Source organism: Acidipropionibacterium jensenii DSM 20535, from assembly GCF_000425285.1.
GTDB lineage: Bacteria > Actinomycetota > Actinomycetes > Propionibacteriales > Propionibacteriaceae > Acidipropionibacterium > Acidipropionibacterium jensenii.
In genome coordinates, this window is record NZ_AUDD01000002.1 from 172,613 (window position 1) to 185,273 (window position 12,661).

Annotated in this window: 9 protein-coding genes, 1 tRNA gene and 1 pseudogene; 9 read left to right on the forward strand and 2 right to left on the reverse strand. The window is 67.6% G+C overall.

The window, feature by feature from the left end; all coding sequences use genetic code 11:
• Positions 1–124 precede the first annotated feature (124 nt).
• From H590_RS14350 to H590_RS0101990, 3 genes are all read left to right on the forward strand, one after another.
• Positions 125–2,611 (forward strand): transglycosylase domain-containing protein, encoded by a 2,487-nt coding sequence (locus H590_RS14350; protein ID WP_051238084.1) that lies wholly within the window; start codon positions 125–127, stop codon positions 2,609–2,611.
• 5 nt (positions 2,612–2,616) lie between these two features.
• Entirely contained in the window at positions 2,617–3,531 is a 915-nt protein-coding gene (locus H590_RS0101985) for a metallophosphoesterase (protein WP_028702239.1), read from the forward strand.
• Positions 3,532–3,625: 94 nt separating this feature from the next.
• Positions 3,626–3,702: transfer RNA gene (locus tag H590_RS0101990), tRNA-Pro, on the forward strand.
• Positions 3,703–3,895: 193 nt separating this feature from the next.
• Here H590_RS0101990 and H590_RS18835 read toward each other — a convergent pair.
• Positions 3,896–4,786, reverse strand: coding sequence for a MarR family winged helix-turn-helix transcriptional regulator (locus H590_RS18835; protein WP_051238066.1), 891 nt, complete (start codon positions 4,784–4,786; stop codon positions 3,896–3,898).
• A 401-nt stretch (positions 4,787–5,187) separates the two neighbouring features.
• Between H590_RS18835 and H590_RS0102000 the strand changes: the two are divergent.
• From H590_RS0102000 to H590_RS0102025, 6 genes and pseudogenes are all read left to right on the forward strand, one after another.
• Positions 5,188–5,490 (forward strand): annotated as a pseudogene (locus H590_RS0102000) (LURP-one-related/scramblase family protein); the annotation flags it as partial.
• A 206-nt stretch (positions 5,491–5,696) separates the two neighbouring features.
• Complete coding sequence (locus H590_RS0102005) at positions 5,697–7,352, forward strand: peptide ABC transporter substrate-binding protein (protein WP_028702241.1); 1,656 nt, start codon at positions 5,697–5,699, stop codon at positions 7,350–7,352.
• Positions 7,353–7,426: 74 nt separating this feature from the next.
• Positions 7,427–8,350, forward strand: a complete 924-nt coding sequence (locus H590_RS0102010; protein ID WP_028702242.1) for an ABC transporter permease — start codon at positions 7,427–7,429, stop codon at positions 8,348–8,350.
• Positions 8,343–9,344 (forward strand): ABC transporter permease, encoded by a 1,002-nt coding sequence (locus H590_RS0102015; protein WP_036980550.1) that lies wholly within the window; start codon positions 8,343–8,345, stop codon positions 9,342–9,344. Before H590_RS0102010 ends, H590_RS0102015 begins: the two co-directional genes overlap by 8 nt.
• 17 nt (positions 9,345–9,361) lie before the next feature.
• Positions 9,362–10,393, forward strand: coding sequence for an ABC transporter ATP-binding protein (locus H590_RS0102020; protein ID WP_028702244.1), 1,032 nt, complete (start codon positions 9,362–9,364; stop codon positions 10,391–10,393).
• Between the two features lie 76 nt (positions 10,394–10,469).
• Positions 10,470–11,492, forward strand: coding sequence for an ABC transporter ATP-binding protein (locus tag H590_RS0102025; protein ID WP_051238085.1), 1,023 nt, complete (start codon positions 10,470–10,472; stop codon positions 11,490–11,492).
• Here H590_RS0102025 and H590_RS0102030 read toward each other — a convergent pair.
• A complete protein-coding gene (locus H590_RS0102030) occupies positions 11,467–12,591 on the reverse strand; it encodes a DUF2330 domain-containing protein (RefSeq protein ID WP_161625992.1) in 1,125 nt (374 codons plus the stop codon). The two genes, H590_RS0102025 and H590_RS0102030, sit on opposite strands and share 26 nt — an antisense overlap.
• Positions 12,592–12,661 lie beyond the last annotated feature (70 nt).

Sequence of the window (12,661 nt, forward strand, 5' to 3'; positions counted from 1 at the left end):
CAAGGCAGGACACTGTCAACACTGGGGTCCGGCGGACGCCTGCACCCGGATCTGGGGCCGGCCGGTATCCCAGGATGCGGCAAATCCCGTTGTCATCGCCATGATGACGGCCACGACCACGGAACTGTCAGAATCCTCGCGTAACCTTGGGCCCATGGGTTCCCCCAAGTCAGGCAAGCTGTACTCACTGGCCATGTTCGGAGTCGTCAGCATTCTCGCTGGTCTCCTGATGGCCGGTTTCGTCGTACCCTTCGCAGCGATGACCGGCGCAACGGCGCGCGCCGGGGCCGATTCCTTGGAGAACCTGCCCGCCGACATGTCGATCGACCCGCCGGCCCAGAAGTCGCGGATCCTGATGGCCGACGGTAGCCTGCTGGCCACCTTCTACGCCGAGAACCGCGAGTACGTCTCCCTGGACAAGATCTCGCCGATCATGCAGAAGGCGCAGGTCGCGATCGAGGACAACCGGTTCTTCGAGCACGGTCCGATCGACTTCCGCGGCACCAGCCGGGCGCTGCTGTCCAATGTGGCCGGCTCCTCCACCCAGGGCGGTTCGACCCTCACCCAGCAGTACGTCAAGCAGGTCCGCATCGAGGCCGCCGCGGCCAAGGGCGACCAGGCCGGCGTCAACGAGGCTCAGGAGCAGACCCTCTCCCGCAAGATCCAGGAGCTGCGCTACGCCGTGGCGATGGAGAAGAAGTACTCCAAGAAGGAGATCCTGGAGCGCTACCTCAACATCGCCTACTACGGCGACGGCGCCTACGGCGTCCAGGCGGCGGCCAAGCACTACTTCGGCACCACCGCCGACAAGCTGAGCCTGCCCCAGGCGTCGATGCTCGCGGGTCTGGTCCAGAACCCGACGGCCACCGATCCGGTGAACAATCCCGACGCCGCCATCACCCGACGCGGCGTCGTCCTGGCCAGGATGAAGCAGCTCGGCGTCATCACCGCCGCCGAGGAGCTGGCGGCCAAGAAGGTGGCCTTCGACCCGTCGAAGGTGACCACCTCGCGGAAGGGCTGCATCGCCTCGAAGTACCCCTTCGTCTGCGACTACGTCCGCCACAGCCTGATGGCCAATCCCGCCCTCGGCAAGACCCGTGACGATCGCGAACGTCTGCTGGAGCGCGGTGGTCTGACCATCAGGACGCTCATCGATCCGAAGGCCCAGGCCTCCGCACAGTCGGCAGTCTCCTCGATGGTGGGTGCCGTCGACCCGGTGATCGGCGGGACCGCGATCGTCCAGCCCGGCACCGGGCTGATCCTGGCGATGGCGCAGTCCCGTCCGGTGATGGGCTCGTCGACGGGACAGACCTACTACAACTACATGGCGTCCCAGGACATGGGCGGAGCCGAGGGCTACCAGGCCGGTTCCACCTTCAAGACCTTCACGATGGCCGCCGCCCTGGAGAAGGGCTACTCCATCCGGACCCGGTACACCGCCTCCTCGCCGATGGACTTCACCGGCGACACCTTCACCAGCTGCCGTGGATCCTTCAAGGCCGGTGATTTCGAGGTGAGCAACTCGGTGGGTCACTCCACCAACATCGACCTCTACGAGGCCGCCGCCTACTCGGTGAACACCTACTTCATCCAGCTGGAGCGCGACGCCGGCCTGTGCAATGTCACGAAGATGGCCCAGAAGGCGGGTGTCGAGCTGTCCAACGGCAAGGACATCGTCAAGGAGTACCAGTACATCCCGTCCTTCACCCTCGGCACCGCCGAGGTGACGCCGCTGTCGATGGCCGCCGCCTACGCGACCTTCGCCGCCCGCGGCGTCCACTGCGACCCGGTCATCATCAAGTCCATCAACACCGCCGAGGGCACCGCCCTCCAGGTGCCGAGCGCCTCCTGCAAGCGGGTCGTCTCCCAGTCGGTGGCCGACGGCGTCAACTCGGTCCTCCAGGGTGTCATGAACGGCACCGGCGCCCCGGCCACCATTCCCGGTGGCTACCCGCAGGCCGGCAAGACTGGAACCACCGATTCCAACGAGGCGGTGTGGTTCGCCGGATACACCCCGAATGCCGCCGGCGTGGCGCTGATCGCCGCCGACAAGTCGAGCCCCTACTTCCGTGGCCGCACCGAGAAGTCGGTCAAGGGTCTGAGCCTGTCCACCGGTGAGTACCTGCAGGGCTCCGGCGGTGGTGACGCCGGTCAGATCTATCGCAAGGCGATGGCGGCCGTGCTGGCGGGCAAGCCGAAGACCTCCTTCACCGATCCGACCAGTTCGATCATCAACGGCAAGCAGATCTCCCTGCCGGACACCTCCAACATGTCCTACGACGAGGCCCAGGCGGCGCTCAACAAGGCCGGCTTCGCCACCCAGACCTGGCGGGTCACCTCAGACACCCCCGAGGGCACCTTCCTGGGAGTCTCTCCCAGCGGGAAGGCCAGTCTCGGCGCGACGATCTACCTGCGCATCTCCAAGGGACCCGCTCCGATCCTGCCGCCTCAGACCCAGTCCACCGGAGGTTCCGGTGGCCAGTCCCAGGGCGGCTCCCAGGGCGGGTCGTCCAGCGCCACCTCCTCGCGCAGCACTCAGCAGTCCCAGCCCAGCCAGTCCAGCAGCCGGGCGACGAGCGGGCCCTCCGCCGCCTCCAGCGGCCGGCGGTGACCGGGATGGGTTGGGCGCGTCGGACCGGCCTGGTGACGGCCGGAACCCTGGGGCTGGCGGGTGCCGGACTGTCCTACGGGTTCTGGGAGGCTCACCAGTTCACCCTGAGGCGGGTTGTCGTTCCCGTTCTGGAACCGGGATCCGCGCCGATCCGGATCCTTCACATCTCCGACCTGCACCTGATGCCGGGACAGCGCCTCAAGCAGGAGTGGGTCTCGCGGCTGGCCGGCCTGGAGCCCGATCTGGTGGTCGACACCGGGGACAACTTCTGCACCGACGCCGCCCTGGAGTCACTGCTGGACTGCCTGTCGGGTCTCCTGGCGCGGCCCGGGGTGTTCGTCTTCGGGTCGAACGACTACCTCAAGGCCACCTTCAGCAATCCCCTGGAGTATCTGCTGCGGGGCCGCTCCCACCAGCGCACCGGCATGCTCGCCGAGCTTGACCACGAGAGGCTGCGGGACGCCTTCACCGGGGCGGGCTGGCTCGATCTGGACGACCAGCGCGGACGGCTCACCGTTGCCGGTCGCACGATCGCCTTCCGTGGCACCGACGACGCCCACCACGACCGTGACCACTACGACCGGGTCGCCGGACCGGCCGAATCCGATGCCGATCTCACCATCGGCGTCACCCATGCCCCCTATCTCCGGGTTCTGGACGCGATGGCCTCCGACGGGATGGATCTCATCCTCGCCGGCCACACCCACGGCGGTCAGGTCTGCCTGCCGCTGAAGGGCGCGATCGTCACCAACTGCGATCTGGACCCCGCCCGGGTGAAGGGGCTGTCGACCCATCGGGCCGGCGACCACACCTCCTGGTTGCACGTCTCAGCGGGTCTGGGAACCTCCCCCTTCGCGCCCTACCGCACCTTCTGCCGACCCGAGGCCAGCCTGCTCACCCTGGTCCCCCGCCAGGACTGACAGCGCCCGCTGCCACCTCGATTGGTGTCCCACGATGCGGTTGGGCTAAGCTGGCCCACGGCTCTGAGGGCTGGAAGCAGTTCGCACGAACCATCGGGGTGTGGCGCAGTTTGGTAGCGCGCTTCGTTCGGGACGAAGAGGTCGCAGGTTCAAATCCTGTCACCCCGACCATGTGATGTCTCACGACATCGGGAAAGCCGGACCTACGTTCTCGTAGGTCCGGCTTTCTTGTTGCCCGGCGCTGGGCCGGGTGGGCGTCCGGCTGGTTGGTCGTTCCTGTGGTCGGGTCGAGGACGAGTTCGCGCAGGTGCGATCACCGTCCCGGTCGATCCCCTCCCCACCGGGGTCCGAGGTCCGGCCCGTGTCAATACGGCCCGTGCTCACGCGGACCGTGCCCGTCCGGCCCGTGTCCATGCGGACCGTGCCCGTGCGGACCGCCACACCCCTCGGGCGGAGGCACCGGAGCGCCGCCGGGCCCACCCCAGGGGCCGAAACCCGGGAACCCCGGGACGCCGGGGAAGTCTGGGAAGCCGGGTGGCTCAGGACGGTCGCCGCGCGGATGCGGACCACCGTGTTCACCGGGAACACCATGCTGCTCGGGACCACCGTGCTGCCCGGGACCACCGTGCGGGTGACGTCCACCGGCCCGGGACCGCCAGAACTCGGCGACCATCTCGCGACGGTGCTCGACGTCGATGCCGGCGCGTTCCTCCAGCTCCTCGATGACCCGGCCGAGGAGATCGGCCAGGGTGGCCGCCTCCTCGTCGCTGAGGAAGTCCAGCAGACCGGTCCCCGACGAGCGATCGGGGTCCCTCTGGTCGATCTCACGGCCGGCCTCGGTGAGGCTGACCAGCACGGCGCGCCGGTCCTCCTGGGAGGGTGTGCGCTCGACCAGCCCCTGGTCCTCGAGCTTGCGCAACAGCTCGGCGATCGACTGGCGCGACATCCCCATCAGATAGGTCAGTTCGCGCTGAGTCATCTCCGGCTTGAGCTTCAGCAGGGCCAGCACCCGCCCCTGCCCGTGCCGCGGGTCCCGCCACGGCTCGGCTCCCCGGCGTCCTCGCCGCCGATTCTGGAACTGCAGCACCGCGAGGTAGCTGAGTCGTTCCGCCGCGAGGCGTCGCGGGTCGGTCTGCCCGGTCCCGGGGGTCCGGCTGTCGGTCGGCACCTCGTGGGCGCTCTCGGAGGAGTTCCCGGGCTGATCCTGCGGCGGGTTGGTGTCCGGATTCCCGGGTGAGTTCGTGTTGTCGGTCATGGAAGTGGTCCTCTCGTCCTTCATGGAATAATTGTCAGGTACCTGACGTACATCAAGAATCCACCTCGGACACCTAATTGTCAACTACCTGACAGAATACGCGACGGTGTGTCCTCCCGGCTCGTCCCGCCGGGCACGAGACGATGTCCCCATGGCTCTCGTCGACCAGAACGTCCTCGTCCTGCAGCAGATCCGCTCCTTCCTCGCCAACGACTTCGCCATCTGCGACACCGGCGGCCGACAGCTGGCCTCGATCCACACCGAGGGATCGACGATGTCGCGGCTGTTCGCCGGATCACGGGAACTCACCGTCCTGGAGAACGGGAGCCCAGTGTTGCGGCTCTCCGATCCGGTGAACGTCCTGTCCCGCGACACCTTCACCGTCAGCGACGGAAACGGCGACCATCACCAAGGAGTTCTCCGTGCTGTCCCGCAAGCTCCGGGTCGAGCTCAGCGACGGCAGCGTCCTGCAGTGCGCCGGTTCCCTGTTCGGTCTCGAGTTCACCATCAGTCAGGGACAGGCGGTCGCCGCCCGGGTGGCCCGGCGGATGGCCGGTCTGTCCGCAGCCCTGATGGGAGGCGACCGGTACCTCCTCCACCTGGCCCCCGATCTTCCTCCGCTGCACCGCGGGGCGATGATCGGCACCGTCGTCACCATCGACCTCATCCGCGCCAAGGAGAGCCGCATCCCCGACACCACGTGAGCAATCTCGCACGGATGGCGCACTGTGTCAGTCGTTGGTTGCAAATTGCTAACGATGCTGTGTCGCAACGATGAAACCTGGCATCAGCCTCGCGGACTCAGGGCAAACTCTGGCGAAGTCCATCCCGAGGCACACGGCTTCGAGTGCACCGGGACGGTCAGCGGAACCAGACCGGCTCCGCTCTACCCCTCTCCGAGGAGACACTGATGCGTAGAACCTCGCCACTCGTGGCACTGTCCCTGTCGGGGGTGATGCTGCTCGCGGGCTGCGGTCAGGACGTTGCCGCCCCGAATGATTCCAGCAGCGCCTCCCAGCCCGCCGGCGCCAGCGGACCCGCCAAGGACGGCGGCTCGGTCACCGTCCGCGGCTGCACTCCGCAGAACCCCCTCATCCCCGCCGACACCAATGAGGTCTGTGGCGGAAACGTCCTGGACGCCGTCACCGCCAAGCTGGTGCACTACAACTCCGACACCGCGGCCCCCGAGCTCGACATCGCCAAGTCGATCGACACCACCGACAACCAGAACTTCACGGTGAAGCTCAACCCGGGCTACAAGTTCTCCGACGGCACCGAGGTCAAGGCGAAGAACTTCGTCGACGCCTGGAACTGGGACGCCTACGGCCCCAACGCCCAGCAGAACGCCTACTTCTTCGAGCCCATCGCCGGATACACCGATGTCCAGTGCGCCGATGAGGAGTGCAAGACCAAGCCCAAGGCCACCACGATGTCTGGGCTGAAGGTCGTCGACGACCACACCTTCACCATCGCCACCACCGAGAAGGTCTCCAACCTCAAGGTGCGCCTGGGCTACACCGCCTTCGCCCCGCTGCCGGACGCCTTCCTCAAGGATCCGACGAACAAGAAGTGGGAGAAGTCCCCGATCGGCGCCGGTCCGTTCACCATCACCCAGAACACCGCGACCCAGATCGTCCTCAAGAAGAACGCGGACTACTCGGGCAAGAACAAGGCCCACGTCGACCAGGTGACCTACAAGGTCTACAACGACGCCGGCCCGGCCTACAACGACGTCGTGGCCAACAACCTGGACGTCTCCGACCTGATCCCCACCGATCAGCTCACCAACGACCAGTGGAAGAACGACCTGCCGAACCGGTGGGGCATCCGCCAGTCCGGCGTGACCCAGACCATCACGGCGTCCAGCAAGGACAAGCAGCTCCAGAACCAGGACCTCATCAAGGCCCTGAGCATGGACATCGACCGGGCGACCGTCACCAAGCAGATCTTCGCCGGTTCGCGCACCCCTGCCGACGGCTGGGTCTCCCCGGTGGTCGACGGGTACAAGAAGGGCCAGTGCGGTCAGTGGTGCACCTACGACAAGGCCAAGGCCAAGGCCCTCTACGACAAGGCCGGCGGCTACAAGGGCACCCTCACCATCGCGGTGAACGGCGACGGCGACCACAAGGCCTGGTCCCAGGCCGTGTGCAACGGCTGGAAGAACGACCTCGGTCTCAACTGCCAGCTCAAGGTCACCCCTGACTTCAAGACCCTGCGCGACCAGGTCACCAAGCGCGAGCTGATGGGCTTCTTCCGCACCGGTTGGCAGATGGACTACCCGTCCATCGAGAACTTCCTCACCCCGCTGTACGCCACCGGGGCGTCCTCGAACGACGGCGACTACTCCAACAAGGAGTTCGACGCGAAGCTGAAGGAGGCGGCCGCCGCCCCCGACGAGGCCCAGGCCAACAAGCTGTACCAGGAGGCCGAGGCCATGCTGGCCACCCGGATCCCGGCGATCCCGCTGTGGACCGTCTCGACCCCCTTCGCCTGGTCCACCAAGGTGACCAACGTCAAACTCACCCCGTTCGGCACGATCGACCTGACCGCCATCAGCGTCAAGTGACCCACATGGTGTGACCACGGACGGTCCGCCGGACTGCGTTCCGGCGGACCGTCCCCGGTTGTGAGGAGACAGAAGTGCTGAAATACGTCATCCGACGGCTGTTGCAGATGATCCCGGTGGTCATCGGTGCCACCTTCATCCTGTTCTGCCTGGTCTTCGCCCTGCCGGGCGATCCCACCGCCGGGCGCTGCGGCGAGCGGCCCTGCCCGCCGGCATATGTGGCGGCCTTCCGCCGCGAGTACCACCTCGACCAGCCGCTGATCGTCCAGTACGGCCTGTACATGGCCAAGCTGCTGCGCGGCGATCTGGGCGTGAACTTCTACGGCAACACGGTGGTCAGCGAACTGGCCGCCCGCTACCCGGTGACCGTGAAGCTGGCGATCATCGCCCTGCTGGTGGAGATCTTCATCGGCATCACCGCCGGTGTCATCGCCGGGGTGCGCAACGGGCGCTTCCTCGACTACCTCATCCTGGTCTCCTCCCTGGTGGTCATCTCCATCCCGATCTTCGTCATCGGCTCCCTGGCCCAGCTCGTCTTCGGGATGAAGCTCGGCTGGTTCCCGGTGACCGCCGGAGACGGCTCCTGGAATCAGCTGGTGTTACCAGGATTCGTGCTGGGAGCTCTGTCGGTGGCCTACGTCGCCCGCCTGACACGGGCCAACCTCATCGAGAACCAGCACGCCGACTACGTGCGCACCGCCAAGGCCAAGGGACTGTCGGGATTGCGCACCGTCACCGTCCACACCCTGCGCAACTCCCTCATCCCGGTGATCACCTACATCGGCTACGACTTCGGCGCCCTGATGGGCGGCGCCATCGTCACCGAGCGCATCTTCAACGTCAACGGCATCGGCAACTTCATCTTCCGATCGATCAATCAGCGAGACGGCGTCTCGGTGGTCGGAGCGGTGACCTGCCTGGTGCTGGTGTACCTGCTCGCCAACCTCCTCGTCGATCTGCTGTACGGGGTGCTCGACCCGAGGATCAGCCATGACTGAACCGCACAGCAACCCGAACACCACGGAGCTGGTCGGGACCGACGCCGCATCGGCCGCTCCCGCCCTCGACGCCGACCTCACCGGCATCGACGCCACCACCGGTGGGCCGGTCTCCGGCACCAGGCCGCGCTCCCTGTGGACCGACGCCTGGTCGGATCTGCGCCGCGACCCGCTGTTCTGGATCTCGGCGGTCCTCATCGTCATCTTCATCGTGATGGCGGTGTTCCCCGGCGTCTTCACCAGCAAGGATCCGCGGGCCTGCGACCTGTCCGCGGCACGCCACCTGCCCTCCCCGGTCCACTGGTTCGGCACCGACGTGCAGGGCTGCGACGTCTACGCCCGCACCATCCACGGCGCCCGCTCCTCCATCCTGGTCGGCATCCTCGCCACCCTGGGAACCGCCATCATCGGGTCGCTGGTGGGTCTGGTCGCCGGATTCCACGGCGGCTGGATCGACACCCTGCTGGGCCGCACCGGGGACATCTTCTACGCCATCCCGCTGCTGCTGGGCGGGATCATCATCCTGTACACCTTCCCCAACCAGGTGGGCACCCCCTACATCGTGGTGGTCCTCAAGGTGGTCGCGGCCCTGGCCATTCTCGGCTGGCCCTCGATCGCCCGACTGATGCGATCCTCGGTGCTCCAGGTGATGCCCCACGACTACATCCAGGCGGCCCGCGCCCTGGGCGCCCGTCCCTGGCGGATCATCCTCAGCCACGTCCTGCCCAACGCGATGGCACCGGTGATGGTGGTCGCCACCATCAACCTGGGCACCTACATCGCCATCGAGGCGACGCTGAGCTATCTGGGCATTGGCCTGCAGGAACCGGCCATCTCCTGGGGGGTGTCGATCTCCGACGCCTCCGGTCTCGGATATGTGAGGTCGGCGCCGCACATGCTGCTGTTCCCCTCGCTGTTCCTGTCCCTGGCGGTTCTCGCCTTCATCTTCCTCGGCGAGGCGGCCCAGAACGCCTTCGACCCCAAGCGCCACTGATCGGAAGGACGCAGCGCATGACTCGAAAGTCGACACGCCTGGACCTCGCACCGATCGACGGCCGGCTCCTGGAGGTCAACGACCTCCACGTGGAGTTCCGGACCCGCGACGGGGTGGCCAAGGCCATCAACGGCGTCAACTTCACCCTGTCCGAGCACGAGACCCTCGCCATCCTCGGCGAGTCCGGCTCCGGCAAGTCGGTGACCGCCCAGGCGGTGATGGGAATCCTCGACTCTCCGCCCGCCTTCGTCACCGGCGGCGAGGTGAAGTACTGCGGGACCGACCTGCTCAAGATGTCCGAGAAGGACATGCGCCGGGTCCGCGGTGACCACATCGCGATGATCTTCCAGGACGCCCTCAGCTCGCTCAACCCGGTCTTCCCGGTTGGCTGGCAGATCGCCGAGATGTTCCGCGTCCACCGCGGCATGAACCGTTCCGACGCCGAGACCGAGGCCGTCAAGCTGATGGAGCGGGTCCGGATCCCGGCCGCCGAGGAACGGGCCGGCAACTACCCGCACCAGTTCTCCGGCGGGATGCGGCAACGGATCATGATCGCGATGGCGATCGCCCTCAACCCTCGGGTGCTGATCGCCGATGAGCCCACCACCGCCCTGGACGTCACCGTCCAGGCCCAGATCATGACCCTGCTCAAGGAGCTCCAGGAGGAGTCCGGGATGGGGCTCATCCTCATCACCCACGACCTGGGTGTGGTGGCCGACGTCGCCGACGACATCGCGGTGATGTACTGCGGCCGGTTCGTCGAGCACTGCGACGTCCGTCGGCTCTACGCCAACCCGGCCCACCCCTACACCGTCGGGCTGATCGACTCGATCCCCCGGCTCGACCAGAAGGGCGAGCAGCTCTACGCGATCGGCGGCCTGCCGCCCTCCCTCACCGACCTGCCGACCGGCTGCTCCTTCAATCCGCGCTGCCGGTTCGCCACCGACCAGTGCCGGGTCCCCGGCGCCCCGCCGTTCATCGAGGTCGAGGAGGGCCGGTTCGCGGCCTGCTACCACACCGAGGAGGTGCTCAACCGTGAGCGCGTCTGATCCGAACCCGTCCAGCCCGGCCACCACGACCGTCCCCGGCCCCACCCGGGCGGCACGCCATGTCGGCGTCGAGCCGATCCTGTCGGCCCGTGACCTCACGAAGTACTACCCGCTGACCAGCGGACTCATCCGGCACACCGTGGGCCACGTCAAGGCCGTCGACGGCGTCTCCTTCGACCTGTTCCCCGGCGAGACGCTGGGCATCGTCGGGGAGTCCGGGTGCGGCAAGTCCACCCTGGGACGACTGCTGGTGAGCCTGGAGAGGCCGACCTCCGGGTCGATCATCTTCCAGGGCAAGGACATCACCCGGCTCGGCGCCTCCGAGATGCGCCGCCTGCGCCGCGACATCCAGATCGTCTTCCAGGATCCGTACACCTCGCTGGACCCCCGCAAGACCGTCGGCGACATCGTCGGGGAGCCGTTCAAGATCCATCCCGAGGTGGTGCCCGCCGCCAGGCGGAGCGACCGCGTCAAGGAGCTCCTGGAACTGGTGGGGCTCAATCCCGAGCACATCAACCGGTACCCCCACGAGTTCTCGGGAGGTCAGCGCCAGCGCATCGGGATCGCCCGCGGCATCGCGCTGAACCCGAAGGTGCTGGTCTGCGACGAGCCGGTCTCCGCCCTGGACGTCTCGGTCCAGGCCCAGGTGGTGAACCTGCTGGTCAAGCTCCAGAAGGAGCTGGACCTGGCCTATGTCTTCGTGGCCCACGACCTGTCGGTGGTGCGCCACATCTCCGACCGGGTCGGGGTGATGTACCTGGGCAAGTTCATGGAGATCGGCGATCAGGACCAGATCTACGACCGCTCGACCCACCCGTACACCCAGGCGCTGATGTCGGCGGTCCCGGTGCCCGATCCGCAGGCCCGCGAGAGCCGGGAGATCATCGTGCTGCACGGCGACGTCCCCTCCCCGGCGAACCCGCCGTCGGGATGCCGCTTCCACACCCGGTGCTGGCGCGCCCAGCCGGCCTGCTCCGAGCAGGTTCCCGAGCTCATCGCGCGCGACGACGGGGCCGGCGGCCACGACTCCGCCTGCCTGTTCGCCGAGCTCTTCTCCAAGGCCTCCGAGGACATCACCGCGGACGACCAGATCGGCTGACCCGCAGCATCTGACGCCGGTACGCCAGCCCCAGTCCGGCGATCACCAGCAGGCCGATCACCGGCAGCGCGAGGACCGAGACCGGGATGTCGATGTAGTGCACCTGCACGACCTCCCGGCGGAAGGGCTCGTCGGCCTTGGCTCCTCTGAAGGTGTAGTCGTCGGTGATGGTCCGCGGACCGAGTCGGCCCGACCAGGAGGTCAACCAGACCTTCCCGTCGGGCCGCATTCCCTTGTCGAGACCGGCGGTGGCCGGGTCGATGAGGCCGGTGAAGTCGAGCCCCAGGGGAGTGCTCGGCGCCGCCTGGACGTCGATGACCATCCGGCTGGCGGCGAGCAGGTGGATCCGCACCTGCTGGTCGGCGGCCGCCAGGCCCGACATCTTCATCGGGTAGACGGCGGTCGTGGTGGCGAAGGTCATTCTCAACGGCGGCAGCGTGGAACCGAGGGTCGGCGCCCCCTCGGGGACGAGTTTGACGGCGTTGATCCGCCACCCGGCGTCCAGATAGCTCTGGACCACCGGCAGCAGGTTCGCCCGGGTGGTGAATCCGTTGGCCACCAGCCAGTCGTCCAGGGCCTCGGCCCGGGACCCAGACAGGGTGGTGACGATGAACGGTCCGATCCTGACCCGCGACTCCACCGCGACGCCGGAGTCGGCGCGCGGCGCCGTGGCCTGGTCGCGGTCCTGGCGGGCGGTGAGCCCCGGAACCAGGCGCAGTTTCGTGCTGGTCACCACCTTGGGCGCTGCGGCGGCGTCGAGCCGGCCGATCACCCCGGTGGCCCCCAGGGACAGCCTCGTCCCCACCGGGGCCGGCATCAGCCAGGCGGCAGAACGCACGTCAGAGCTGGTCATGGACAGGGTCATGTCGATCCGCTCGGTGCGACCGTCGAAGACGATCACCGCGGCCTCCCGGGAGACCCTGGTCTGGGATCCGGGGTCGGTGGCGATCCCCCCGCAGGCGCATGCCACCGCCACCTGGCCGGGCGCCACGGTCAGCCCGGAGGCGAGCAGCAGCACGGCCAGCAGGAGACGAGGCCACCGCAGATCTCGCAGACCTCGACGTCGCGAGCCCATGGCACGGCCAGGGTATTTCACCATGGCCAGACCGTAGCCCGTCCGCGGGCCAGCCCCGGAGTCTGGCTCCCCGCTCTGGCGACGATGCCGCCGG